The organism is Paraburkholderia sp. Ac-20342, assembly GCF_017104985.1.
In the GTDB taxonomy this organism is placed as follows: Bacteria; Pseudomonadota; Gammaproteobacteria; order Burkholderiales; family Burkholderiaceae; genus Paraburkholderia.
Window position 1 is genome coordinate 69693 of sequence record NZ_JAAGPQ010000010.1, and the last position, 24895, is coordinate 94587.

Consider the following 24895-nt stretch of genomic DNA (forward strand, 5'->3'; position numbering starts at 1 on the left):
CGCCGCGCCGATGAACATCTCGCGCCTCTTCATTCTCCGACCGGTCGCGACGCTGCTGCTGATGATCGCGCTCGTGCTCGTCGGGCTCGTCGCGATGCGCGTGCTGCCGGTCTCGTCGCTGCCGAACGTCGACTATCCGACGATCCAGGTGCAGACCTTCTATCCGGGCGCGAGCCCGAGCGTGATGGCGACCACCGTCACCGCGCCGCTCGAAGTGCAGCTCGGCGAAATTCCCGGCTTGCAGCAGATGACCTCGTATAGCTCGGACGGCGCCTCGGTCATTACGCTGCAGTTCGATCTCTCGCTGAACCTCGACATCGCCGAGCAGAACGTGCAGCAGGCGATCAACGCGTCGAACAGCTATCTGCCCTCGGGCCTGCCCGCACCGCCGACTTACGCGAAGGTCAATCCGGCCGACCAGCCGATCCTCACGCTCGCGGTCACCTCGAAGTCGATGTCGCTGACGCAGTTGCAGGACGTCGCCAACAACCGCCTCGGCACGAAGATTTCGGAAGTCTCGGGCGTCGGCGTCGTGACGACGAGCGGCGGCAACGTGCCGGCGATCCGCGTCGAGGCGGACCCGCACAAGCTCGCCGCCTACGGCCTCAATATCGACGATCTGCGCACGCTGCTCAGCTACGTCAACGTGAGCCAGCCGAAGGGCAATTTCGACGGCCCGGACCTCGACTACACGATCAACGGCAACGACCAGATCACCGATCCGAAGGACTATCTCGACACGGTGATCGCGTATCAGAACGGCTCGCCGGTGTTCCTGCGCGACGTCGCGCGCGTGAGCCAGGCGCCGCAGGACGTCGAGCGCGGCGCGTGGTACAACGGCTCGCCCGCGATCGTGCTGAACGTGCAGCGGCAACCGGGCGCGAACGTGATCGCGACCGTCAACCAGATCATGAAGGAGTTGCCGCAGCTCGAATCGACGCTGCCGGCCGGCATGAAAGTGACCGTGGTGTCGGACAGCACCGGCGTGATTCGCGCCTCGGTCGCGGACGCCGCGTTCGAGCTGATTCTCGCGATCGTGCTGGTGGTCGCGGTGATCTTCGTGTTCCTGCGCAACGTGCCCGCCACGCTGATTCCGAGCGTCTCGGTGCCGGTCTCGCTGATCGGCACGCTGGCCGTGATGTACCAGCTGAACTACTCGATCGACAACCTCTCGCTGATGGCGCTCATCATCGCGACCGGCTTCGTGGTCGACGACTCGATCGTGATGATCGAGAACATCGTGCGCTATCTGGAAGAGGGCATGACGCCGCTCGAAGCCGCGCTCGAAGGCGCGGGGCAGATCGGCTTCACGATTCTCTCGCTGACCGTTTCGCTGATCGCAGTGCTGATTCCGCTGCTGTTCATGGGCGGCGTGATCGGGCGCCTGTTCAGCGAATTCGCGGTGACGCTCGCGGTCACGATCGTGATCTCGGCCATCGTCTCGCTGACGGTCGTGCCGATGCTGTGCGCGCGCATGCTGCGCGCGCAGGCCGAGCGGCATCCGAGCCGCTTCGAGCGCATCAGCGAGGGCCTGTTCGACAAGACGCTCGCCGCCTACGAGCGCGGCCTCGCGTGGGTGCTCGATCACCAGACGCTGACGCTGATGGTCGCGATCGGCACCGTCGTGCTGACCGGCCTCCTGTACGTGGTGATTCCGAAGGGCCTGTTCCCGGTGCAGGACGTCGGCGTGATCCAGGGCATCAGCGTGGCCGACAACTCGGTTTCGTACTCGGCGATGGTCAAGCGCCAGAGCGCGCTCGCCGAGGCGATCCTGAAGGACCCGGACGTGGTTTCGCTGACCTCGTACGTCGGCATCGACGGCATCAATGCGACGCTCAACAACGGCCGCTTCCTGATCAATCTGCGCGATCGCGACCAGCGTTCCGACACCGCGCAGGAAGTCGCGCGGCGGCTCGCGCAGGAAGTCGCGCAGGTGCCCGGCGTGAAGCTCTACATGCAGCCCGAGCAGGACCTGACGCTCGATACGACCGTCTCGCCGAACCAGTACAGCTTCGTATTGCGCGGACCGAGCCAGCAGGCGTTCCAGCAGTACGTGCCGGACCTCGTCGCGCGGCTGAAGCGCATTGCGTCTCTCGAAGACGTGCAGAGCGACCTCAATAGCGACGGCCTCAGCGTGAACGTCGAGGTCAACCGGCAACTGGCCGCGCGCTTCGGCATCACGCCCGCAACGATCGACAACGCGCTGTACGACGCGCTCGGCCAGCGCATCGTGTCGACGATCTTCGAGCAGTCGAACCAGTACCGCGTGATTCTCGTCGCCAAGCCGGAGACGCTGCCGAGCGTGCAGTCGCTCGGCAATCTCTATCTGCCGAGTCAGACCAGCAGCACGGGGCAGGTGCCGTTGTCGGGCATCGCGAAGATCGAGATCAAAAAGTCGCCGCTCGTCATCAGCCATCTCGCGCAGTTCCCCTCGGTGACGATCTCGTTCAATCTCGCGAAGGGCGCCTCGCTGAGCACGGCGGTCAAGGAGATTCACGCGGCCGAGCAGGCCGTGAACCTGCCGCCGTCGATCACCTCGTCGCTGCAAGGCGCAACCGCCGCGTTCGAGGATTCGCTTTCCAGCGAAGTCTATCTGCTGATCGCGGCGCTCGTCGCCGTGTATATCGTGCTCGGCGTGCTGTACGAGAGCTTCATCCATCCGGTCACGATTCTCTCGACGCTGCCCTCGGCCGGCATCGGCGCCTTGCTCGCGCTGATGCTCGCGGGCAGCGATCTCGACGTGATCGGCATCATCGGCATCGTGCTGCTGATCGGCATCGTCAAGAAGAACGCGATCATGATGGTGGACTTCGCGCTCGACGCCGAACGCAATCACGGCAAGCCGCCGCGCGAGGCGATTTTCCAGGCGTCGCTGCTGCGCTTCCGCCCGATCTTGATGACCACGCTCGCGGCGATGCTCGGCGCGCTGCCGATGCTGCTCGGCACCGGCACGGGGTCGGAACTGCGCCGGCCGCTCGGTCTCGCGATCATCGGCGGCCTGACGCTGAGCCAGATGCTGACGCTGTTCACCACGCCGGTGATCTATCTGTTCTTCGACCGCATGGCGGCGCGCGTGAAGCGCTGGCGCGCCGCGCGCAACCCGCGCGGCGGCAACGACGGCAGCGAGTCCGGTGAGCCGCCGCCCGCGGGCGGCACCGAGGGCGCGCCGTGAACATCCCGGCGCTCTTCATCCGGCGGCCGGTGGCGACCACGCTGCTCGCCATCGCGATCCTGATCTCCGGCACGCTCGCGTATTTCCGCCTGCCGGTCGCGCCGCTGCCGAACATCGCGTTTCCGGTGATCGTCGTGCAGGCGAACATGGCGGGCGCGAGCCCGGACATCATGGCGGCGACGGTGGCCGAGCCGCTCGAGAGGCGGCTCGCGACGATGGCCGACGTCGAGGAGCTGACCTCGATCAACTACGTCGGCTCGTCGCTGATCGTCGTCGAGTTCGGCCTGAAGCGCGACATCAACGGCGCGGCGCGCGACGTCGAAGCGGCGATCCAGGCCGCGCGCGCCGATCTGCCGACCACCTTGCGCAGCAATCCGAGCTATCGCCAGTACAACCCGGCCGACGCGCCGATCATGGTGCTGTCGCTGACTTCGGACACGCTGACCAAGGCGCAGCTTTACGATTCCGCCGATTCGGTGATCCAGCAGCAGCTCTCGCAGGTACAGGGCGTCGGCCAGATCACGCTCGGCGGCGGCGCGTTGCCGAGCGTGCGCGTCGAGTTGCAGCCGGGCAAGCTCAACAGCTACGGCATCGGCATGGAAGACGTGCGCGCGGCGATCAGCGCGGCCAATGCCGACAGCGCCAAGGGCCATCTCGACGTCGGCGCTCAGCGCTATGTCGTCACGTCGAACGATCAGATCACGAAGGCGGCGCCGTATCGCGACCTCGTGGTCGCCTATCGCGACGGCGCGCCGGTGCAGTTGCGCGACGTCGCCGAGGTGCGCGACTCGAACGAAAACATCCGCAATGCGGGGCTCTTCAACGGCAAGTCGGCGATTCTCGTGATCGTCTATCCGATGCCGGGCAGCAACGTCGTGAGCACCGTGCGGCAGATCCGCAGCGTGCTGCCGTCGATCGAGGCGACGTTGCCGAGCAGCGTGCACGTGGGCGTCGCGATCGATCGCTCGGAGTCGGTCACGTCGTCGGTCGGCGATACCGAGCGCACCCTGTTCATCGCGATGCTGCTGGTGGTCGGCGTCGTGTTTATCTTCCTGCAGTCGCCGCGCGCGACGCTGGTGCCGGCCGTGGCGCTGCCGCTGTCGATCATCGGCAGCTTCGGGCCGATGTATCTGCTCGGCTATAGCATCGACAATCTCTCGCTGATGGCGCTGACGATCGGCACCGGCTTCGTCGTCGACGACGCGGTCGTCGTGCTCGAAAACGTCGTGCGCCATATGGAGCTGGGGCTGAGTCCGAAAGAGGCCGCGCTGAAGGGCGCGGGCGAGGTCGGCTTCACGGTGATCTCGATGAGCCTTTCGCTGATCGCGGTGTTTCTGCCGATCATCCTGTTTCCGGGCATCGTCGGGCTGATGTTCCACGAGTTTGCGATCACGCTGTCGATCGCGATCGTCATCTCGCTCGTGATCTCGCTGACGGTCACGCCCGCGATGTGCGCGTACGTGCTGAGCCGCGAGAACGCCGGCCATTCGAAAGCGCGCTGGGCGCGGTGGATCGAACGGCAATTCGAGCGCTTCAAGGCGCTCTACGCTCGCTCGCTGACGGCCGTGCTCGATCATGCGCGGCTCGTCATCCTGCTGCTGTTCGCGCTGCTGATCGGCAACGTGTTCCTGCTGAAACTGGTGCCGGCCACCTTCTTTCCCGAGCAGGACACCGGCATCCTGATCGGCCAGATCATCGCCGACCAGAGCATCTCGTTCCCGGCCATGCAGAAGAAGCTCGCGCAGTTGCAGGCGATCGTGCAGAAGGACCCGGCGGTGCTGTCGGTCGCGGGCTTCACGGGCGGCCGCGCGCTCAATAGCGCGAACGTGTTCATCGAACTGAAGCCGCTGTCGGAGCGCCACGCGACGGCCACCGAGGTCGTGAACCGGCTGCGGCCGAAGCTCAACGAAGTGTCGGGCGCGCGGCTCTTCCTGCAGGCGCAGCAGGACTTGCGTATCGGCGGCCGGCAGTCGGCGGCCGAGTATCAGTACACGCTGACGAGCGACGATTCCGCGGCGCTCTTCAAGTGGACGCCGAAGCTCGTCACCGCGCTCGCGAAGACGCATGGACAACTACTCGACGTGAACTCGGACCTGCAGCAGAACGGCCTGCAAACCTATGTGAAGATCAATCGCGCGACGGCGGCGCGCTACGGCTTCGCGCCGAACCAGGTCGACAACGTGCTGTACGACGCGTTCGGCCAGCGCACCGTGTCGACGATCTACAACCCGCTCAACCAGTACTTCGTCGTGATGGAAGTCGCGCCCGAGTACTGGCAGTATCCGCAGGCGCTCGACCATATCTATCTGAGCACGGCCTCGGGCAACCCGGCCGGCACGGCCGCCACGCAGATGCCGGGCGCCACGGTGTCGGCGGCGAGCGCGCAGAGCGGCAGCGCCTCATCCAACACCAACGCGCGCAATGCGAATGCGCAGTCGAACGCGACGAACAACAGCATCGCCAACAGCAAGGGCGGCAGTTCGACCGGCAGCGCGGACAGCACGGCCGCCGAAACGATGGTGCCGCTCTCGGCGATGGCCTCGTATTCGAACAGCCACACGGCGACCCAGGTGAATCACCAGAGCGGCCTCGTGGCCGCGACGATCTCGTTCAACCTGCCGCCCGGCGGTTCGCTGAGCCAGGCGGGGCAGACGATCGAGAGCACGAGCCGCGAGATCGGCATGCCCGCGAGCATTCACGGCGCGTTCGCGGGCGCGGCGGCGGCCTATTCGCAGTCGGTCGGCACGGTGCCGCTGCTCGTGATCGCGGCGCTCGGCGTCGTGTATATCGTGCTCGGCGTGCTGTACGAAAGCTCGATCCATCCGCTGACGATTCTCTCGACGCTGCCGTCGGCGGGCATCGGCGCGACGCTCGCCTTGCTGATCTTCAACACGCCGTTCTCGGTGATCGCGCTGATCGGCATCATTCTGCTGATCGGCATCGTCAAGAAGAACGGCATCATGATGGTCGACGTCGCGATCCAGTTGCAGCGCCAGGAGCGCATGCCCGCGCGCGACGCGATTCACGCGGCCGCGCTGATCCGCCTGCGGCCGATCATGATGACGACGTTCGCGGCCGTGCTCGGCGCGGTGCCGCTCGCGGTCGGCATGGGCCAGGGCGGCTCGCTGCGTCAGCCGCTCGGTATCACGGTGATGGGCGGCCTGCTCCTGAGCCAGGTGTTTACGCTGTACACGACGCCGGTGATCTATCTGTACCTCGACCGCCTGCGCGCGCGGCTCGTCAGATGGTCCGACGGCCTGCGCTGGAACCGCGACGCGAAGCCGGGGCAACCGGATACGAAGGCATGACCATGAAGATTTTCATCACACGTTTGGGTGCGCGGGATTCGGCGCAGCGTGCGCGTAGCGCGAGCCGTGCTTTGGCCCGTGGCGGCGATGTCGGCCGCGCCGGTTCATGGCGTTGGCCGTCCGCCGCGACGCTCGCCGTTACGCTGCTCGCGCTGCTGAATGCCGGCTGCATGGTCGGCCCCGACTATCACCGGCCGCAGGTGCGCGTGCCCGCTACCTATGCCGAACTGCCGGGCTGGACCCAGGCCGAGCCCAGCGCGGGCGCGCCGAAGGGTACGTGGTGGACCGCGTTCAACGATCCGCTGATCGACGAACTCGAACCGCTTGTCGCGGTATCGAACCAGACCGTGCGCGCGGACTACGCGAACTACCAGGAGGCGCTTGCCGAAGTGCGCGCCGCGCACGCGAGCCTGTTCCCGACGCTCGGCGCGACCGGCTCGGCCACGCGCGAGCGCGCCTCGGCCACGACGCTGAACGGCACGGCGACGCGCATCGCCAACGCGGGCTCGCTCGAAGGCAACGTCAGCTGGGCGCCGGACCTGTGGGGCCAGGTGCGCCGCACGGTCGAGGAGAACGCGGCGAACGCCCAGGCCACCGAAGCGACCCTCGCGAACGCGACGCTCTCCGAGCAGGTGGCGCTCGCGACCGCGATCATCGAACTGCGCACGAGCGACGCGAACATCGACCTGTTGCAGCAGACCGTCGTCGCGTATCAGCACTTTCTCGACGTCGTCACCGAGCAGGACCGCGCGGGCACGATTGCGCCGAGCGACGTGATTACCGCGCGCACGCAGCTCAATACCGCGAAGTCCGATCTGATCGCGCTCGGCGTTGCGCGCGCGCAGTACGCGCATGCGATTGCGGTGCTGGTCGGCAAGAACCCGGAAGAACTGTCGATCGCTCACGATCCCGCGATGCCGGTGCTGCCGTCGGTGCCGGTCGGCGTGCCGTCGACGCTGCTCGAACGCCGGCCCGACATCGCCGCGGCCGAGCGCAAGATGGCCGCGCAGAACGCGGCGATCGGCGTCGCGGTGTCCGCGTATTACCCGGAGATTTCGCTCTCGGGCGCGGCCGGTTTCACGCAGTCGCCGCTGGCCGGTCTGCTCAAGGTGGCGAACTACGTGTGGTCGCTCGGCGCCAGCGCGAGCGAAACGCTGTTCGACGGTGGCCTGCGCAGCGCCGACGTCGATGCGGCGAAAGCGGCCTACGATTCGGCCGTGGCCAGCTATCGCGGCACGGTGCTGACCGCGTTCCAGAACGTCGAGGACGATCTGTCCGGCTTGCGCATTCTCGCGGAGCAGGCCGACGTGCTCGAAGCGGCCGTGCGCGACGCGAACCGTGGCGCGGAGATCGCCTTCAACGAGTACCAGGCCGGCACCGTCGACTACACGACGGTCGCGACCGCGCAGGCCACGCAACTGAGCACGCAGCAGACCGCGTTGAACGTGCAGGAGTCGCGGCTGTTGCATGCAGCGTCGTTGTTCGGCGATCTAGGGGGCGGGTGGTCGGCGGATCAGTTGCATGACCCGCGTGGCGGGAGTGCGCGCGCGGCGGCGCAAAGCGGGGAGGCGGGGGCGGCTTCTGCGGCGGCGGTTTCCTCTGCTGCTGCGGCTGCATCCGCTGCCGTGAGCAACGGTGGCGCGAATCCGCCATGACGGTGCATCCACGGGCGGGTTGGCCCGTCTGCCGGTAACACGACACGACAAAAGGCCGCGCGCCGTTGCGGATATCATGCGCGGCTTGTCTTATACGAAGGCACATGACGGCATACGAAGACATACGCAGCATCACACAAGGAGAAACAGGCGTGGCAGGCACCAACGAGCACGAAGTCGACGAGAACGACAGCCGCGACCCGGCCGCACCGCGCGGCGAGCTGGCGGCGCAACCCGGCGAACCGCCGTCCGGCAATATGACCGTGCTCGGGCTGTTCATGATTTTTGCGCGCATCGGTCTGACGAGTTTTGGCGGCGGCCTGAGCGGCTGGTTCCTGCGCGAGTTCGTGCACGACCGCCACCTGATCAGCGAGGACGAATTCCTCAACGGCCTCGCGCTGTCGCAGGCGTTGCCGGGCGTCAACGTGAAGAATCTGGCGATCTGGGTCGGCTATCGCCTGTTCGGCTGGCGCGGCGCGATTGCGGGGTTCTGCGGCATCATCCTGCCGCCCGCCGTGGTGATCGTTCTGCTCGGCGTGTTCTTCGCGGCCATCGCCTCGTTTCCGCTCACGCATGTCGCGCTCGCGGGTGCGGCAGCCGGCGCGATCGGCTTGTCGCTGTCGATGGCGATTACGGCGGCGCACCGTCTGCCGCGCCGCGTGTTCCCCTATCTCGTTCTGGTCGCGACGTTCGCGGCTGTCGCGCTGTTTCGCGTGTCGCTTGTGTGGACCGTGCTGATCGGCGGCGCGATCAGCATCGGCTATGAATATGTGCGCGCTGCGCGAGTCATGGATCGTGAGCCGTGAGTGGTAGTAGGCCGTGTCGTTATACACAATGTGTCTGCTGTGCCGTGGCATCGAAATAGCCGGTTGACTTTCAATGACATGGTGCAGCGTTTGTAAGCTGTTCGTGCTCCACGTTTGCAATCCGCTTCGCGCGTATGCCTTGATGTCTGCGGCAAAGTCCATCGCAGGCGGCAAGCCATAGCAAATGGTCCTGACGCCGTGTTTTCTGTCGCTTTTGCGAGGCACGATGGGTATTCCAGCGTACACAAATGTTGACATTTCGTTGTCCAGCGGAACCCCAAAATCATCCATCGCCCATTCCATATCGCTGTAGGCACCTGTTAGCTTGGCAGCCCAAACAATGACAGAGGAATTCGGAATGTTGGATCAACAGGATTCCGACGGCGTGCGCGTGGTGCTCAGTGCGCCGCAATTGGCTGCGGTACTGGCTCGCCAGTCGATCAGCCAGTCGGAGATGTCTTTCAATCGGATCTGGGGCGGTCTTCAGATCGTGGGTGGCGTGCTGGAAATGGTCGGGGCTGGGGCGCTCTGCGTGCTGCCCGAACCGACCATGGCGAGCAAGGCGGGATAATGGGCAATATCAGAAGTAGTGCGCGTCCACACGACACAAGTCCAGAATTGGGCGAAGTCTTCAGGTAGTGGTGGTCCCCTCACACTGATGCAGCACGTTGCGGGTGATGTCGGCTATGGAATAGAGAGGCAGACAGGAAAACTGACACGGATGAATGAGGTTGTCGTTGTGCTGAAATATCAAACCTGCAATGGAATGCCATACTACATTCTCACAGCTTACGTCGGATGAAGGAAAAAGTTATGCTGTCGGATCGCTACCCGAACCTGTATCAGTTGTTTGGCGCATACTTTAATCAGGATTCTGATTTATGGGGAGACACGATTCCGGAGATTGTTTCGTGCTACAGAAGGGACTGCCCACGGGAAAATCACCTCGAAATGATCCGCGAGATAGACTCGTTCATAAGCGAGCACCCGAATGATCTGGATTCTGCATTTGAAAAGGATTACGGACAGGATTTTGACCCGATGTTATGGGGCCATACAACTGCTTCGTTTCTCGAAGAATTGAAACACCTTCTGAGTGAGCAATAATCCGCCGGTTGCCGCGGGCACGGAAGGGCCGCGGCAACCAGGCACCCTTATCTCGCAGGCCCCCGCTTCATAAGGGGCTGGCGAGATAGGTATAACGTCATGGCGTTAGCCGCAGCTCGGGCAGTCAAACTTAAGAAGAACCCATCACGTGTCCAGAACGCTCATCGCACTGTTTTCGGTTTTTGCTCCGCTGTCGATCGTGACCGTCGGCGGCGGCCAGGGTGTCGTCGCCGAGATTCAGCGGCAGGTCGTCGACGTGCATCACTGGATGACGCATGCGCAATTCCTCAGCGACTTCGCGATTGCGCGGCTCGCGCCCGGCCCGGGATCGTTGCTCGCGACGCTGATCGGCTGGCAGGTCGGCGGACTCGGCGGCGCGGTCGTCGCGACGCTCGCGTTATTCGGGCCGACCGCGTTTCTGATGTACGCGGTCGTGCACGTGTGGAACCGCCACGAGGGCGCGCGCTGGCTCAACGCCTTGCAGGCCGGTTTGCGGCCCGTTGCGGCGGGCCTGATTCTCGCGGCCGTCTACGTGCTGGTCGAGCAGCTCGAAGGCGGCTGGATTGCATGGCTTACGGCCGCGATTGCCACGCTGCTCGTGATGAAAACGCGCATCAACGCCTTGGTGCTGATTGCGGGCGGCGCGGTCGTGTTCGTGCTTGCGCATTTCGCGGGGCTGCTTTGAGTTAAGGCGCGCGCGATTCAACGCCCGGAAAGAACCGCATCCTCAATTTCATAGCGCTCGTCGCCGATCGAAATCAGGTTGATGCCGGCGTTATTCCGGGTCAGCGTATTGCCCGGCATCGGTCGATCGCCTGCTTTCATGGCCGCGCCGAGTACTCGTCCGTGCGCGTTGAACAGGATCACGCGCGTATTGCCATCGGGCCAGTAGATTACGACGCTCGCGGAGTGATTGCCATGACGAACGACACCGTACTTGCACATGGTCTTCGTCTTGCCGCCGCCGCGCTCGCAGGGCAGCGTGCCGGTCGTGCTGAAATACATGTCCTTGTCCGGCGTCTGCGCGGGCCAGCTTCGATCGTCGGCGGCGGGACCGCCCTCGGTGGCAATCGAAATCAGCGTCACGCCATCCGCTTCTCCCACCACGCGCGCACGTCGATGGTCGAGAATCGCATGCACGTCGGCGCTATTGCGCAGGCCCGGACAGCCGACGAGCATTGCCGTATGGTCGAGATAGTTCGCGGTCGCGGACGATTCGCCGAGCCGCCGGCATACATCGCCCGCATGCGGATAGCCATCGCCGAGCACCACGAACGACGCGGGCCACGCAAAATGCTTCGCGTTTGTCGTCGTGTTTATTGCTGTGCTTGCCGCGGCGATTGCCGAAGCACTGCCCCAACTCAAAGCGGCCGCGACGAGTGCCGTCAGCGTGGTATTCGAAGCAAAAGTGGCGGCAAAAGACCGGCTCGCGCATTTCATCGACTGTCTCCTTGCGTCGCTCATTGCCGTGTCGAGCCGCCTGCCAACGCGGCCTGCGCGCGCTGCAACCACTCGCGGTTATGTTCCCGCGCGTGACGCGGCCAGTGCCGCGCATCCTGAACGATTTCCGCGTACAGACTCTCGGCGCGCTGGCGATCGGCGGCGTCGGCCTGCGTGGCCAGCCAGTCCGCGAACAGGCAGCGCGGCGCGACATCGCTCGCACAGGTGAGCGTCTGCTCGAAGGCGGCGCGCGTGCCCGGCGCACCGAGCGCGGCCAGCGTGCGCGCATACAGCAGCGCCGGCTCGCCCTGATTGCGCGCCTGCGGATTGCCCGAGAACAGATTCGCCAGCGTCGCGTCGGCGGCCGTGTAGTCGCGCAGCGCGAACTGCGAGCGCGCGAGACCGAGCAGCAAGACCGGATCGTTGGCGAAAGGTCCGTTTGCCGCCGCCTGGAAATGTTCGAGTGCCTCGCGCGCCTCGCCGGCCGCGAGCAAGGCCTCGCCGAGCCGCATGCGATGCTGTACGGTCGGCGCGCGATCGAAAGCGGCGCGCGCTTCACGCAGCGCGCGATTCGGGTCGACGAATTGCGTAATGGCCTGGGTTGCGACGCGCGCGCCACGCGAATGCCGCAGACCCGGCAGATAGATCGCGAACAAATAGACGATGCTGCCGAGCATTGGGAAAGCGAACAGAATGAACAACCAGTAAAGGCCTTGTCCATTGCGTATCGCGTGGACGGCGAAAAAAATCGCAATGATGACGTGAAGACCGATTCCGAAGAAATAGGGCATATCGATTCAACCTTGGAGCCTGAAGGAGCGCGAGGGCGCATGAGCCGACGCCTGAGCCACACATGGTGGCACACGGCCGCGCCGGATTTCGACCGCACAGTGTATTACAGCGCGGCCCATGCGTATCCCCCGCAGCTGCCGAGCTTAACCGGCGCGCAGATACGCGAACAGCAAGGACAGCGCCACGACGACGATGCCCGTCGCCACGACGAGGTGATTGGCCAGGAGTCGACGCATCGCAAGTCTCCTAAACGAAGCTGTAGCGTTCGGAATGGTAGCGCGTGCGCGGCACGTCCATCTCGCCGAGCGCGCGTTCGATCGCATCCATCATCGGGTCCGGTCCGCAGATGAAGTACTCGTGATCCGCATAGCCCGGCGGCAGATGGCGCCGGAACATGGCCGCATTGATATGCCCGGTCTCGCCGCTCCAGCCCTCGGGCGGCTCCGCCAGCACGTAGACGACGCGCAGATCGAGCCGCGCCTGCAGCGCATCGAGTTCCTCGCGAAAGGTCAGCGAATCCTGGTTCCTGCCGCCGTACAGCAGCACGAGCGGCCGTGAGTCGCCGCGATCGGCGAGCGTGCGGATCATGCTCATCATCGGCGTAATGCCGATGCCGCCCGCGATCAGCACGTGCATGTCGGTCGGCTGGCCGATCGTGAACGCGCCGTACGGTCCGTCGAGATAGACGCGCTGGCCGGCCTCGATCGTCTTGACCTGGCTCGTGAAGTCGCCGAGATTGCGGATTGTCATTTCGACGCGGCCCTGCGCGGCTTCGGCGCTCGACGAAAACGAAAAAGGATGGCCGGTGATTCTGAACGGACTGCCCCATACGGTAAGCCAGCCGAATTGCCCCGGCTTGAAGCGGAAGCCCGCATGTCCGTCGGGCTGCATGACGAGCGTCGTGGTGTCGCCGCGTTCGCTGCGTACTTCGGTGATGCGATAAGGCCGACGCAACATGAAGAGCGGCTTGAAGAGCCGCACGTAGAGCAGCAGCGCGATCCAGAACAGCGTCATGCCGATCCACAGCGCGCGCTTGAGCGGATCGGCGAGATAGAAGCCCCAGCCGATCATGTGCAGCACGCCGCCGAAGATCGCGATCAGCGCGAGCGCGATATGCGACAGATGCCAGAGTTCGTAGGGGATTTTCAGTTGCTTGCGCCACAGCGCGGTAATCACGAGCACGATTACCGCGCCGATCGACAGTACCGCGAACCACGCGCCCCACGGTACTTCGCCGAGCGATGCGGGCATGGCGAGCTTGTCGGAGCCGATCGCGAGCAGGATCAGCGGATGAACGACGACGAGGCCGACCGCGAGCAGCGAAACGCGCCGATGAAAATGGTAGATGACGTCCTCGCCCCACGGCTCGGTCACGTGACGAAAGCGCGCGGTGAGGCCGAATTGCAGACCCATCATCGCGAGTCCCGAATAGCCGAGCGCCACCGAGAACTCGGTGCCGAAGCCGCGCGCGGGCGGCAGCGTGCCGGCCAGCAGCGCGAACAGCGGGGCGAGAATGAACAGCAGATAGATGGCGGACCAGATGGTCTTGCGCGCGAGATCGTGAGACTGCATGAGTGCCTCTTTATGGGAGCGGCGAATTATGGGAGCGGCGAAACGGGAGAAACGGGCGGACCGCGCGGGCGGCGAAAGGGTCGCGGCGCGCTCGAACGTGGCCCGGAAGTGATGCTCACGGCGCGCCTATGGCGTGCTTGCGGCCTAATTCACGGCGCGCTCGTAGCACGCTCGTGGCGTATTCGCCTTGCGTTCAGACGCACGTCGTGAGCAGCAGCGCGGGGCCGAACGTAATGACGGTCGCAACGAGCGCCGCGATCAACGTCCAGATGACGACGCTGTGCATGAACGAACTGATGGGCTCGGGTCCGGGGTCGTGCCGCGCGGCGGCGCGGTAGCGCCACAACCCGCCGATCGCGATCAGATGCAACAGCAGCACGATTGCGAGACTCGCGCGCAACGGACCAGCCGACCATGCGAACGCGCAGCCGATCGCATGCAGCGCATAGAGAATCACGAGCGCGAGGCACCAGATCGTGAAGCCGGCGGCGAGCCACCACACACGCCGCGGCGCAAGCGGGCGTCCGTTCATGGCTTTGCTCCGAGCATCGCGACGAGGCCGGGCAGCGCGAGCACGAGGCCGAGCGCGACGATGGCGGTCGCGAGCGTGTAATCGACCCACAGGCGCGTGAGGCGCAAGTCCGTGAGCCGTCGCGCGGAGATGAAGCCGGCGCCGAGGCGCAGCATGTTGCTGGCGAGGAACAGCAGCCCGACGCCCGCATGGATCGCGACGTAGGTGAGCAGCGCGGCGGCGGTCGCGCCGAGCGCATGCTCGCGCGGATTCGGTATCACGCCGTGGATGAGCATCACGTCGGCGACGAGCGCCACGCCCAGCGCGAGCGCGGTCAGCGTGATCGTGCCGTGCGGTTTGCGCTCCGCGGCGGCCGCGCGCAGCGAGCCGCGCGTCGTGGCCGCCGCGACCGCGAGCGCGGCGAGCGTGACGAACGCGAGCAGACGGCTCGGCTGTGGCGTGACGGCGGCCGGCCAGTTCGGCGCGGCGATCCACAGGTAGAACGTGCCGAACACGAGCGAGGTGAACAGCGTGCCGTTCGCGACGAGCGTGCAGACCAGCGCGAACCACGACGGCGCGCCGGCTACTTCGGTATGCGGCGGTACGCTGACGCCGCGGCCCACGGGCAGCGCGCCGTAATCGCGCGCATGGCCGGCGCTTTGGCCCGCGTAGACGAAGAGGCCGAACGTCACGAACGCGAAGGCGAGCGACAGCCAGTAGAACTTGAACAGCATCGCCAGCACCGCCGCGCAGGTGACGGTCGCGGTAATGAGCGGCAGATAGGTCGGGCGCGGCAGCACGATCAGCTGCTCCGGCTCGCCCGAGGTCATATGCACGCCGAGCGCTTCCTGCCAGCCGTTGCGCGTGAAGCCGAGATAGCCTTCGCCGCGCGCGAGCGAGGCCGCGAGCCGGCTGGGGCCGACCTGTTCGGTGTGCGCGTCGACGTGCGGAATCGATGCGAATGCATAGGGCGCGGGCGGAATCGGCATGGCCCATTCGAGCGTGGTCGATTCCCACGGATTACGCCGCACCCGCCGGCCGAAACGCAGCTGCACGAGGATGTCGATCGCGACGAGGGCGAAGCCGATCGTCATGACGAAGCTACCCACCGACGACAGCAGATTGAGCCCGTTCCAGCCTTCGTCGCCGCTATAGGTGAAGATGCGTCGCGGCATGCCGAGCAGGCCGGTCAGGTGCATCATGAAGAACGTCATGTTGAAGCCGATGAACACGAGCCAGAACGCCGGTATCGAGAGCTTGTGCACGGCGGTGCGGCCTGTCAGCAGCGGCAGCCAGTAGTAGAACGCGGCGAGCATCGGAAACGCGAGCGCGCCGGCCACTACGTAATGCATGTGCGCGACGACGAAGTAGGTGTCGTGTGCCTGCCAGTCGAACGGCACCATCGCGAGCATCACGCCGGTCAGGCCGCCGCAGGTGAACACGAAGAAGAAGCCGAAGATGTACAGCATCGGCACGTCCCAGCGCGGGCGGCCGTGCGACAGCGTGGCGAGCCACGCGAAGAACTGGATCGCGGTAGGCACCGCGACGATTGCCGAGCCGGCCGAGAAGAACGCGAGCGCGAGATGCGGAATGCCCACCGTGAACATATGGTGGACCCAGATACCGAAGCTCAGGAACGCGAGCGCGATGATCGCGACGACAATCGCCTTGTAGCCGACGAGCTTTCTTCTCGCGAAGACCGGGATCATGGTCGAGAGCACGCCCGCCATCGGCAGGAAGATGATGTAGACGTCGGGGTGGCCGAACAGCCAGAACAGATGCTGCCAGAGTAGCGGGTCGCCGCCGCGCGTCGGATCGAAGAACGGCAGGTTGAAGGCGCGTTCCACTTCGAGCAGGATCGAGCCGAGAATCAGCGGCGGAAATGCGACGATCATCATCATCGCGGTCACGAGGATGTACCACGCGAAGATCGGCATGCGGTCGAGCGACATGCCCGGCGCGCGCATCTTCAGGATCGAGACGACGATCTCCATCGCGAGCGAGAGCGCAGAGATCTCGACGAAGGTGATGCCGAGCAGCCATACGTCGGCGTTCAGCCCCGGTGTGTAGACATGCGAACTCAGCGGCGTGTACATGAACCAGCCGCCGTCCGGCGCGCTGCGCAGAATGAGCGAGACCGTCAGGATCGTGCCGCCGAACAGATAGCACCAGTAGCCGTACGCGGTGAGACGCGGAAACGCGAAGTCGCGCGTGCCGAGAATTTTCGGCGTGAGATAGACCGCGAAACTTTCCACCATCGGAATCGCGAACAGAAACAGCATCATCGACCCATGCATCGTGAAGACCTGGTTGTAGGTCTCGACGTCCATGAAGGCCGCGTGCGGCGTGGCGAGCTGTACGCGCGTGAGCATGCCGAGAATGCCCGCGATCGCGAAGAACACGAACGAGGTCATCATCATGCGCATGCCGAGCACGCTATGGTTGACGGCGGCGAGTCTCTGCACGCCAGGCCCGGTGGCCCAGATCGCGGCAAGCTGACGGTGCAGCCGCAACGCGCTCATGCCCTGCGATTGCGGCTCGATGGGCACGCTCATTTCCTTATCTCCCCGGTGGCGGCGCTTCTGACGGCGGCGGAAAAGTCTTCGGAACGATCGACGATCACGCTGAAATGCATGCCCGCGTGGCCGATGCCGCAAAACTCGTTGCATTGTCCGGAGTACTCGCCCGGCTGATCGGCTTCGATGCGCAGGCGGTTTTCATGACCTGGCAGCGCGTCGATCTTGCCGGCGAAGCGCGGAATCCAGAACGCGTGCACGACGTCCCGGCTCGTGACGACGATATCGACCGGCGTGCCCGCCGGCAGATGCAGCACGTTCTCGGTTTCGACGTTGCCTTCGTCCGGATAGCGGAAGGTCCAGCGCCATTGCTGCGCGATCGCTTCGATGCGCATGGGCGCGTGCGCGCGCAACGGCAGCAGCAGTTCGCCCGCATAGAGCGCATAGCCGATCAGCGGCAGCAGAACCACGGCGGGCAGCACGAGGCCGCCGAGCACGATCCAGCGCGCGGGCGATACGCGCGAGCCCCAGCCCGGATAACGGATCACGAGGTAGAACAGCACGAGCACCAGCGCGAACAGCAGCGCCGCGCCCGCCAGCATGACCCACCATAGTCCGGCGATGGACGCCGCCGCGGGACCGGAAGGCTCGAGCGTCGACAGCGGACCGGCGCAGCCGCATAACGCCGCGATCAATCCCGCTTGGACCATCAACCGCAAACGGCTATGATAGTTCGCACGATTAAGCATTCGACGCGAGGAACTTTCATCATGGCAAAACAAGGCAATTCCGGATCCGAAAGCAGAAGCGAAGTCCTGCTGGAACTGTTGCGGCTCGATGCGGGCTCGGCCGTTGCACTCGTCGGTCATCCTATCCACGTGATGATGGTGCATTTCCCGATCGCGTTCGTCGTCGCGACGCTGGGCGTCGACGTGCTCTACTGGTGGACGGGCGATCCGTTCTGGGTGCGTGCCGGTTTGTGGGCGGGCGGCTTCGCATTCTGGAGCGGCGTGGCCGCGAGCTTCGTCGGCACGGCCGAGTTGTTGCTCGTGCGCGGCATCCGTCTCAGGGAAGCGAGCTGGTCGCACGCGGTCGCCGCGATGACGCTCGTCGCAATCGCGGGCGCGAACTGGGGCGTGCGGCTGTTCTACCCCGAGCAGATCCTGCCGCATGGTCTCGCGCTGTCGGTGCTCGCCTCGGTGATGACGGGCTTCGCCGGCTGGCATGGGGGCAAGCTCGTGTTCGATCATGGCGTGGGTATTCTGGTTTCGCCGAAGGAGTGATGCAGCCAGCGGCCAAGTCCGCCGGGCTCGAACAGATGCGGGGCAAGCAGGTTCGAGTCGATGTGCGGCTTGGCCAGCACGATCCAGATGATCGCGACGATCACGACCACGTACGCGACGCTCAGCACGATCAACGATGCGCGGCTGAAACGGCCGTCGGGCAGAAACACGTCATGCAGCACGAGGCCGGCCACGACGTGCAGCATCGCCATGATGCCGACCAGCACCATCTTCAGCGAGAACCATTCGACGAAGGTGGCCTGCAGAAAAATCAACACTGTGCCGCTCGCAATCGCGACGAAGGCGGCAGGCGAAGTCAGTTCCACATAGACCATGCGCGTGATGCGGTGCAGGCGATCGAGCTCGGTGCCTTCCGTTTGCGCGCCGCGTTGCCAGAACAGGAACGGCAACACGATCAGGCCGCCCGACCATAGCGCAATCGCGGCGAGATGAATGAATTTCAGAAGGGTCGTCACAGTGCGGGCTCTCTGACGTGCAGGCTGGACCAGGCAAGCCGAAGTCCCGCGATGAAGTAGGGGATCATTCCGAGTACCCACATCAGCAGTCCTGCGAGTTGCTGGTCGGCGAGCGGCGTGAGCCCCCATGCGGCCGTGGTTGCGAAGTGCGCGACATAGAGCGGCACCGGCGCGAACACGATCAATGCGCCGAGCAGGCCCATATGTCCTATCGTCGCGACAAGCGCCATCAGTGCCGCGCCGGTCGGCACCGATGGCGAGAAGATGCTGCGCCACATGAGCCATGCGCTGCCGAGCAGCGTGAGTTGCATGAGCCAGTAGGCCGGCACCGTGGAGAGCCCCCACGCATAGGGGCCGGGTGCATGCCAGAGCCAGATGAACACCGCATGCGCGGCGACTACCGGCACGAGCGGCGGACAGGCGAGGCGCGGCAATGGAAACGCGAGGGCGAGCAGCGGAGCGATGGCCGCGATCAGAATGATGTGGTGAGTGACGCGCGCCGAGAACAAGGCCGACGACAGCGCGCATAGCGGCGAGACGAATACGACGACCATCAGCGCAATGGCCGCCCAGGCCGCGCGTGCATTGTCGGAGCGGCCGCTCGCCACCACGAAGGCGAGCGCGGCGAGTGCCACGAGCAACAGCGGGTCTGTATTCCAGCGTAGCCACACGCTGCCGGGGACAGCGGCGGGGCCACAATAGGCGACCAGAAAATATGGCATGGCGCAATATCTTCAGCTAGTCCAGGTTTCGCACCTCACGTTGAACGCGCGGAATAAGAAACTGGAGAATGGTTGGGATGGCTGATGATCTTATTGATTGCCCATGTACTGTAGCGTAAATAATCTGTTTAGGGTCGGCTATCTGGACGTCATTGCTTTTTGCATTGCATAAAAGATTGTGAATTTTTCATGCGGAATGTGAATTATGAAAAAAATCGGTTCTATGCAATGACATCGATATACGTGCGATGGTGCGACGCAATACGGCCATGCTGATAGACGGAGTGGGTCGAGTGCTGGTGGGCGCGCGATCTATTCGCGTGCTTCCGGATCAATTGAATTGATTTGAATGGTGGCGTTGAAATTGCACCACCATTGGCATTGGAGCCGTATTGATGAGAATAGGATAGGGGGCGTGGTGAATGGGCGTCTTTACGATAATGTTGCTATTCGTTCTTTACAGCCGTGGGCGTTCCAGTTGTATCCATTGCCGCACGGAGTCTCGTTGCCATTGATCGTTTGCATAGTCCTTCAATCTTTGCGGCACCGGGTCACCGTTCAATACGAGGCGATTCAACATAAGCGCGAGATCCGTATCGGCAATGCACCACTCGCCGAAGAGATTGGACGAATCGTGCGGAAGCAGCGCTTCGACTGCTGCGAACAATTTTTGTGCCGCATCTTCGGCGGTCGCGGAAAGCGGGCCGCCACGCACGCCATAAAAGATGACTTCGGTCGAGCGTTCCTGGCGGATCGGCAATAGATCGCTGCGCAGCCATGCCTGCACCTGGCGCGCCCGCGCGCGCAGATAGCGGTCTTGCGGATAGACCGGCGTTTGGGGAAAAGTCTCGTCGAGGTATTCGGTAATCGCCGACGATTCGGATAACGCGAAATCGTCGTGGACCAACGTTGGTACGCGTTGTGTCAGCGAGCGGGCGGCATACTCTGCCTGACGATTCGCGTTGCTTGCGAGATCGACGGTGGAAAGATCGAATGGCAATTGCTTCTCGCGAAGCGTGACGAAAACGGACATCGCATACGGGCTGGCGAATTGGACATCCGTGTAGAGGCGCAGATGCGGTTGCAAAGTACTCTCCATCGTGTGGTGTTGTCTTGCGTATCGAGCCTGAGGGGCGTTTCCCTCGGAGAAGTCCAAGCTTCAATACTAAACCGTTCTTACATCGGGCATCGCGCCTCGGGACATCCAGCTGGCTTCGGGTCTGTTTTTGAAAAATCTCCGCATAGGGGCTTCAAAAAAATAATTTTGTTGCTACAATGGCGCCCCTCTGCCCAGGTGGCAAAGGGGTAGACGCACTCAAAGCGCTGTCCAGGCCTTGGCTGACGGGGCTGTCAGCGGTAAAGGGTCCAGTGCGTCCCGAGTTGTATGCAGTGCCGACGTGGTGAAATTGGTAGACACGCTATCTTGAGGGGGTAGTGGCGAAAGCTGTGCGAGTTCGAGTCTCGCCGTCGGCACCAAAGTCATGTTCCGTAGCCAGCCGCGCTGCGGGCTACTAGCAGTTCTTCTTCCGCAGCTATCTGCTGCACGCTCCCCGTTCAAAGACCCGTTGAATCAGACGACGACGCCCGAGGGTAGTCCCGCGACGTGGTCATAAATTTCTCCCGGCCGCGTGAACCATACTTTGTCGCGATTCGCATGATTGACGATGTATTTCAAAGCTCGTTTGATTGCGCGTAATCGATACGGCTGGCCGACAATCATGGTGTGCAAGGCGACGCCACATACCAACGGATGCTCTTCCGATTGTTCAAGCATTTCCTCGAACTGATCGACGATCATGCGCTCGAACTCCTCAGCGGAGTGGTGACGGACCAGTACCTGGGGCGAGTCGTTGATTTCAAACGGATACGGTAGCGACAGAATCGGGCCCGAGCGCGTTTGCATCCAGATCGGCTGATCGTCACCGGGCCAGTCCATCAGGAACTTGTAGCCGCTTTCGCGTAACAGATCGGGCGTCTGGTGGCTGACCGACATCCATGGACTCATCCAGCCTCGGACTTCCTGCTTCGCGTGGTGCTGAATCTGCTCGCGCACATGTTGCAGGAGCCTGATTTCGTCCTGCTCCCACATCTGCCCCTGACGCTCCGAATTGGTTCGTCCGTGTCCGATGATCTCGTCACCGCGAGTCCTGATCGCTTCGACAATTTGTGGTGCATAGTCGAAAACCGCGGTGTTCATCAGATGGCATGCCGGCAAACCCAATTCGTCGAGTAACTTGAAAATACGCCATACGCCGATCCGGTTTCCGTAATCGCACCATGTGAAGGCTCGATGGTCGAGGCCAGGCAATGGCGTAGAAAGCGAATGGCTGAGGCCCGTTCCGAATGCGAAGTGCTCGATATTCAGGCCGATATAGAATGCCAGTCGTTTCCCCTCGGGCCATGAATAGTTCTGGCGTTCGACAATGGGCGAGTAACTGTAACGATTATGGTGTGGCAGTTGCATAAGTGATTGGGTAGCCGTAGTTCATTGATCAATGACGATTCGCCATTCTTCTGCGTTCCAGTCGGCTGATAAGGCGAACCAGCGGGATCAACAGCAGCAGATACAACAGGGCGGCCAAAATAATCGGCGACGGGTTGTAAAGCAAAGCCTGCGCATTTTGGGCGACCTGCAATAGCTCGGGCAGCGCGACTGCGCTCGCGATCGTTGTGAGCTTGATGATTTCGAGTGAATTGCTGACCAGATCCGGCATTACATTGCGCACCGCCTGCGGAATCTGCACATAGAAGAGCGCCTGCATGAAAGAGAGCCCCGTGGAGCGGGCGGCCTCGACTTGTCCCTTGGGGAGCGATTCGAGCCCGGCGCGAAATACCTCACCGTAATAGCAGGAGTTGTTCAATGTGAAGCACAGCACGACCGCGACGATCTTCGGGATATTGAGGTTGAGGAAGGGAAGCCCGAAGTAGATGACCATCAGCAGCACGAGTGGCGGAATGGATCGGAAGATGTCGATATAGACCACCAGTACGGCGCGCAGTAGCGGGTTCCTGGCATTCGTATATAGAACCGCCACTCCGAGCCCGGAGATCAGGCCAAATGGAATCACCAGAATCGACAGGAGCACTGTCATCCAGAGTCCCTGCAGCAATATCGGAGCGACGCTGCGATAGATGTCCAGATTGAAAAAATTGTCCAGAATTCCCTGCATGGGGTTCCTCGTCTATTCAGCGGAAGCGCCGTTCCAGATAGCGGCCGACCAGTACCACGGGCAAGAAGATCGCGAGGCTGCCGATGGCGCACATCATCAACGGAGTCGCATTACCCGCGCTGCTGGTCGCGGACTGCGCATTGTTGAGTACCTCGGCAAGACCGACCACCGCTCCCAGCGCCGTTCCCTTGACGATGGCGATGACCCGATTGGTCAAAGGCGGTACCGTGAGTTTCAGCGCGTGCGGCCATACGACATACCACATCGTCTGCATCCAGCTCATTCCGGTCGAGCGGCCCGCTTCCATCAATCCCTTGGGGGTTGCGCGCAATCCCGCCCAGAAGATTTCTTCGGCAAAGGCAGCCAGAACGAGCGATAGCGCCAACCAGGTGGCCGCGAACGCGGACATGGATATGCCGATGTACGGGAACGCAAAGAACAGCAGAATGATGCCGACGAGCGGCGGGAGCGAGCGAAGCACATCGGCGAATACGATGATGGCGACATTGACCGTGCGCACGCCGGCAGCCCGCATGAATGCAAGCAGGAACCCGATGGTGAGGCCCGTAGCGACCACCGCAACGCCCACCTTCACCGTGACCCACATGCCGGACAGTATGAAAAGGTAGTACTTCCCGATCACGTCGGGATTTAAGAACGTAAATATCAGCCCTTGAATATTCATCGGTGTCTCAAAGCCGGAATCGAAACCTGAACGGACATCAATGCCGCGATGTCACGCTCGATATAAAGGCCTGGGTGCGCTCATGCCGCGGCTGCTCGAAGATCTGTTGCGGTGTACCTTGCTCCAGCACGACGCCGCCGTCCATGAACACGACCCGGTCGGCCGCCGCCCTGGCGAAGCCCATCTCATGGCTGACCACGATCATCGTCATGCCCATGGTCTTGAGCTTGCGCATGGCTTCCAGCACGCTGCTGACCAGTTCCGGATCGAGCGCGCTGGTGGGTTCGTCGAACAGCACGATCTTGGGATGCAACGCAATCGAGCGCGCAATCCCGACGCGTTGCTGCTGCCCGCCCGAGAGCTGATCGGGATAGTAGCTGGCGCGCTCCAGCATGTTGACCTGAGACAACGCTTCCAGCGCACGCTGTTCCGCGGCCGCTTTAGGCAGCTTCTGCACCTTGCGCAAGGCGAGCATGATGTTGCTCAGTACCGTCATGTGAGGATAGAGATTGAAATGCTGAAAAACCATTCCGATCTTCTGTCTGACTGCATTCAGGTCGGTGCGAGGACGCGTGATGTCCTGGCCGTCGAAGTGAATGCTGCCCGAACTCACATGCTCCAGCACGTTGCAGCATCGCAGAAGGCTGCTCTTCCCGGAGCCGGACGGCCCAATGATGAACACCAGTTCTCCGGCGCGAATGTCGAGATTGATTCCCTTGAGCACAGGGTTGTCGCCATACGACTTGTGAAGATCGCGGATGCTCAGGATGGGCTGCGAGGCGTTGTTCAGCATGAAATACCTCTACTTGGCGCAGGATAGCTTGACCGGCGTGGCGTCGTAGCCGGGCATATTCGGAATCCCTTCTCCTGGGTACACGTTTTTCGTCGTGTCCGGTGCAAAGCCCAGCCATTTGACCGCGATTTGAGCCACGATGCCTTTTTGTTTGAGGCACTTCAATGCATTCGAGATCTGATTGCGGCGCGCGGCATCGTCCTTGCGAAATGCGAAGGCCCAGGCTTGTCCGGTCTTGATGAGAAGCGTCGATTGAAGCAGGGGATTGTGTTTGGCCGCCCATGCCTGCGCGGGCACGCCCGCCATGTTTGCATCGGCTCTGCCCGAGACCACCGCCTGAATCGCATCGGCATTGGTCGGGAAAACGTTGAATTCAAAACCATATTTCGCATGGTTCTCCTGCGACCATTGCTCGTATGGCGATCCCCGATTGACCGCCAGCCGCATACCCTTCAGTTGTGCCAGCGAGGTGATCGGCGTCGCGCCTTTCTTTTGCAGCACCAGGTAGTCGGAATCCAGATAGGGCTCCGAGAACAGCATCGCGTTGGCACGTTCAGGCGTGGCGGTGACGGCCCCGAGGATGAAGTCGTACTTCTTTGCGTTGAGTGCGGGAATCAGCGCCGAAAACTGCGTGCCTTCAACCTCTATCTTATCGCCCAGTTCTTTTTCCAGCGCGTGCCCCAGATCGATCGAGAATCCTTCGAGCTGACCTTGCAAGTTGCGAAAAACGAGCGGGGCATAGGTGTCGTCAACCCCGGTGTGCAGGGTCTCGGCCTGTGCCGGTGCGATCGACATCGTCAATGCCGCGATGCAGGCCAGCATTCCCGCCCGTTTAACACCCAATCCGTATGCCATTTCTTTGTCTCCTCAAAAGTTGTTCCTGCCCG

General features: G+C 63.1%; 23 protein-coding genes and 1 tRNA gene. 10 read left to right on the plus strand and 14 right to left on the minus strand.

Annotated elements, in window-relative coordinates; all coding sequences use genetic code 11:
- Positions 1–10: 10 nt before the first annotated feature.
- The 8 genes from G3N58_RS05870 (at position 11) to G3N58_RS05900 (ending at position 10733) form a co-directional block, all read left to right on the plus strand.
- On the plus strand, positions 11–3172 hold the full coding sequence (locus tag G3N58_RS05870) for an efflux RND transporter permease subunit (protein ID WP_205998745.1): 3162 nt from the start codon (positions 11–13) through the stop codon (positions 3170–3172).
- Entirely contained in the window at positions 3169–6480 is a 3312-nt protein-coding gene (locus G3N58_RS05875; protein WP_205989309.1) for an efflux RND transporter permease subunit, read from the plus strand. Before G3N58_RS05870 ends, G3N58_RS05875 begins: the two co-directional genes overlap by 4 nt.
- Positions 6477–8135 (plus strand): efflux transporter outer membrane subunit, encoded by a 1659-nt coding sequence (locus tag G3N58_RS05880; protein WP_277396962.1) that lies wholly within the window; start codon positions 6477–6479, stop codon positions 8133–8135. The genes G3N58_RS05875 and G3N58_RS05880 overlap by 4 nt, the downstream gene beginning before the upstream one ends.
- A gap of 257 nt (positions 8136–8392) precedes the next feature.
- Positions 8393–8941, plus strand: coding sequence for a chromate transporter (locus tag G3N58_RS05885; RefSeq protein ID WP_167042873.1), 549 nt, complete (start codon positions 8393–8395; stop codon positions 8939–8941).
- Positions 8942–9299: 358 nt separating this feature from the next.
- Positions 9300–9512: a hypothetical protein gene (locus G3N58_RS34580; RefSeq protein ID WP_345891036.1), complete on the plus strand. Its 213-nt coding sequence runs from the start codon at positions 9300–9302 to the stop codon at positions 9510–9512.
- Between the two features lie 6 nt (positions 9513–9518).
- The gene (locus tag G3N58_RS34585) at positions 9519–9743 is read left to right on the plus strand and encodes an RNase A-like domain-containing protein (protein WP_345889848.1); all 225 of its coding nucleotides are present in this window, start codon (positions 9519–9521) and stop codon (positions 9741–9743) included.
- 11 nt (positions 9744–9754) lie between these two features.
- Entirely contained in the window at positions 9755–10048 is a 294-nt protein-coding gene (locus G3N58_RS05895; protein WP_167282363.1) for an ABC transporter ATP-binding protein, read from the plus strand.
- Between the two features lie 148 nt (positions 10049–10196).
- Positions 10197–10733 (plus strand): chromate transporter, encoded by a 537-nt coding sequence (locus G3N58_RS05900; protein ID WP_167042769.1) that lies wholly within the window; start codon positions 10197–10199, stop codon positions 10731–10733.
- 17 nt (positions 10734–10750) lie between these two features.
- Here G3N58_RS05900 and G3N58_RS05905 read toward each other — a convergent pair whose 3' ends face one another.
- From G3N58_RS05905 to coxB, 6 genes are all read right to left on the minus strand, one after another.
- Entirely contained in the window at positions 10751–11488 is a 738-nt protein-coding gene (locus G3N58_RS05905; RefSeq protein ID WP_205998746.1) for a hypothetical protein, read from the minus strand.
- Positions 11489–11508: 20 nt separating this feature from the next.
- Positions 11509–12279: a hypothetical protein gene (locus tag G3N58_RS05910; protein ID WP_205998747.1), complete on the minus strand. Its 771-nt coding sequence runs from the start codon at positions 12277–12279 to the stop codon at positions 11509–11511.
- A 247-nt stretch (positions 12280–12526) separates the two neighbouring features.
- Complete coding sequence (locus G3N58_RS05915; RefSeq protein WP_205998748.1) at positions 12527–13852, minus strand: ferric reductase-like transmembrane domain-containing protein; 1326 nt, start codon at positions 13850–13852, stop codon at positions 12527–12529.
- Positions 13853–14045: 193 nt separating this feature from the next.
- Positions 14046–14384, minus strand: a complete 339-nt coding sequence (locus G3N58_RS05920) for a hypothetical protein (RefSeq protein WP_167282356.1) — start codon at positions 14382–14384, stop codon at positions 14046–14048.
- On the minus strand, positions 14381–16918 hold the full coding sequence (gene ctaD / locus G3N58_RS05925; RefSeq protein WP_205998749.1) for a cytochrome c oxidase subunit I: 2538 nt from the start codon (positions 16916–16918) through the stop codon (positions 14381–14383). The genes G3N58_RS05920 and ctaD overlap by 4 nt, the downstream gene beginning before the upstream one ends.
- A complete protein-coding gene (coxB, locus tag G3N58_RS05930; protein ID WP_241017008.1) occupies positions 16915–17589 on the minus strand; it encodes a cytochrome c oxidase subunit II in 675 nt (224 codons plus the stop codon). Before coxB ends, ctaD begins: the two co-directional genes overlap by 4 nt.
- Before the next feature lie 60 nt (positions 17590–17649).
- Here coxB and G3N58_RS05935 point away from each other — a divergent pair, with 60 nt between their 5' ends.
- Positions 17650–18162 carry a DUF2231 domain-containing protein gene (locus tag G3N58_RS05935; RefSeq protein ID WP_205989303.1) on the plus strand — a complete coding sequence of 171 codons (513 nt, stop codon included), beginning with the start codon at positions 17650–17652 and terminating at the stop codon, positions 18160–18162.
- On the opposite strand, the gene G3N58_RS05940 is transcribed toward G3N58_RS05935, so the two are convergent.
- From G3N58_RS05940 to yfcF, 3 genes are all read right to left on the minus strand, one after another.
- Positions 18126–18638 (minus strand): CopD family protein, encoded by a 513-nt coding sequence (locus G3N58_RS05940; protein WP_205989302.1) that lies wholly within the window; start codon positions 18636–18638, stop codon positions 18126–18128. The genes G3N58_RS05935 and G3N58_RS05940 overlap by 37 nt on opposite strands.
- Positions 18635–19360: a cytochrome c oxidase assembly protein gene (locus G3N58_RS05945; RefSeq protein ID WP_205998751.1), complete on the minus strand. Its 726-nt coding sequence runs from the start codon at positions 19358–19360 to the stop codon at positions 18635–18637. The genes G3N58_RS05940 and G3N58_RS05945 overlap by 4 nt, the downstream gene beginning before the upstream one ends.
- A gap of 457 nt (positions 19361–19817) precedes the next feature.
- The gene (yfcF, locus tag G3N58_RS05950; protein ID WP_277396963.1) at positions 19818–20447 is read right to left on the minus strand and encodes a glutathione transferase; all 630 of its coding nucleotides are present in this window, start codon (positions 20445–20447) and stop codon (positions 19818–19820) included.
- Positions 20448–20751: 304 nt separating this feature from the next.
- On the opposite strand from yfcF, the gene G3N58_RS05955 reads away from it, so the two are divergent.
- A tRNA-Leu gene (locus tag G3N58_RS05955) sits at positions 20752–20836 on the plus strand.
- A 94-nt stretch (positions 20837–20930) separates the two neighbouring features.
- Here G3N58_RS05955 and G3N58_RS05960 read toward each other — a convergent pair.
- The 5 genes from G3N58_RS05960 to G3N58_RS05980 are packed head-to-tail and all read right to left on the minus strand — an operon-like array spanning position 20931 to position 24863.
- Positions 20931–21824 (minus strand): polysaccharide deacetylase family protein, encoded by an 894-nt coding sequence (locus tag G3N58_RS05960; protein ID WP_205998752.1) that lies wholly within the window; start codon positions 21822–21824, stop codon positions 20931–20933.
- Positions 21825–21852: 28 nt separating this feature from the next.
- Complete coding sequence (locus G3N58_RS05965) at positions 21853–22530, minus strand: amino acid ABC transporter permease (protein ID WP_167042750.1); 678 nt, start codon at positions 22528–22530, stop codon at positions 21853–21855.
- Positions 22531–22546: 16 nt separating this feature from the next.
- Positions 22547–23215 (minus strand): ABC transporter permease subunit, encoded by a 669-nt coding sequence (locus tag G3N58_RS05970; protein ID WP_241016338.1) that lies wholly within the window; start codon positions 23213–23215, stop codon positions 22547–22549.
- Positions 23216–23252: 37 nt separating this feature from the next.
- Positions 23253–24008: an amino acid ABC transporter ATP-binding protein gene (locus tag G3N58_RS05975; RefSeq protein ID WP_167042748.1), complete on the minus strand. Its 756-nt coding sequence runs from the start codon at positions 24006–24008 to the stop codon at positions 23253–23255.
- 9 nt (positions 24009–24017) lie between these two features.
- Positions 24018–24863, minus strand: a complete 846-nt coding sequence (locus tag G3N58_RS05980; RefSeq protein ID WP_167283728.1) for a transporter substrate-binding domain-containing protein — start codon at positions 24861–24863, stop codon at positions 24018–24020.
- Positions 24864–24895 lie beyond the last annotated feature (32 nt).

What these genes read in the sequence shown, in the direction of transcription:
- G3N58_RS05870 (WP_205998745.1), top strand. Translation starts at nt 11, where the DNA reads ATGAACATCTCGCGCCTCTTCATTCTCCGACCGGTCGCGACGCTGCTG.
- G3N58_RS05880 (WP_277396962.1), top strand. Translation starts at nt 6,477, where the DNA reads ATGACCATGAAGATTTTCATCACACGTTTGGGTGCGCGGGATTCGGCG.
- G3N58_RS05885 (WP_167042873.1), top strand. Translation starts at nt 8,393, where the DNA reads ATGACCGTGCTCGGGCTGTTCATGATTTTTGCGCGCATCGGTCTGACG.
- G3N58_RS34580 (WP_345891036.1), top strand. Translation starts at nt 9,300, where the DNA reads ATGTTGGATCAACAGGATTCCGACGGCGTGCGCGTGGTGCTCAGTGCG.
- G3N58_RS05895 (WP_167282363.1), top strand. Translation starts at nt 9,755, where the DNA reads ATGCTGTCGGATCGCTACCCGAACCTGTATCAGTTGTTTGGCGCATAC.
- G3N58_RS05905 (WP_205998746.1), bottom strand. Translation starts at nt 11,488, where the DNA reads ATGAAATGCGCGAGCCGGTCTTTTGCCGCCACTTTTGCTTCGAATACC.
- G3N58_RS05910 (WP_205998747.1), bottom strand. Translation starts at nt 12,279, where the DNA reads ATGCCCTATTTCTTCGGAATCGGTCTTCACGTCATCATTGCGATTTTT.
- G3N58_RS05915 (WP_205998748.1), bottom strand. Translation starts at nt 13,852, where the DNA reads ATGCAGTCTCACGATCTCGCGCGCAAGACCATCTGGTCCGCCATCTAT.
- G3N58_RS05920 (WP_167282356.1), bottom strand. Translation starts at nt 14,384, where the DNA reads ATGAACGGACGCCCGCTTGCGCCGCGGCGTGTGTGGTGGCTCGCCGCC.
- ctaD (WP_205998749.1), bottom strand. Translation starts at nt 16,918, where the DNA reads ATGAGCGTGCCCATCGAGCCGCAATCGCAGGGCATGAGCGCGTTGCGG.
- coxB (WP_241017008.1), bottom strand. Translation starts at nt 17,589, where the DNA reads ATGGTCCAAGCGGGATTGATCGCGGCGTTATGCGGCTGCGCCGGTCCG.
- G3N58_RS05935 (WP_205989303.1), top strand. Translation starts at nt 17,650, where the DNA reads ATGGCAAAACAAGGCAATTCCGGATCCGAAAGCAGAAGCGAAGTCCTG.
- G3N58_RS05945 (WP_205998751.1), bottom strand. Translation starts at nt 19,360, where the DNA reads ATGCCATATTTTCTGGTCGCCTATTGTGGCCCCGCCGCTGTCCCCGGC.
- G3N58_RS05960 (WP_205998752.1), bottom strand. Translation starts at nt 21,824, where the DNA reads ATGCAACTGCCACACCATAATCGTTACAGTTACTCGCCCATTGTCGAA.
- G3N58_RS05965 (WP_167042750.1), bottom strand. Translation starts at nt 22,530, where the DNA reads ATGCAGGGAATTCTGGACAATTTTTTCAATCTGGACATCTATCGCAGC.
- G3N58_RS05970 (WP_241016338.1), bottom strand. Translation starts at nt 23,215, where the DNA reads ATGAATATTCAAGGGCTGATATTTACGTTCTTAAATCCCGACGTGATC.
- G3N58_RS05975 (WP_167042748.1), bottom strand. Translation starts at nt 24,008, where the DNA reads ATGCTGAACAACGCCTCGCAGCCCATCCTGAGCATCCGCGATCTTCAC.
- G3N58_RS05980 (WP_167283728.1), bottom strand. Translation starts at nt 24,863, where the DNA reads ATGGCATACGGATTGGGTGTTAAACGGGCGGGAATGCTGGCCTGCATC.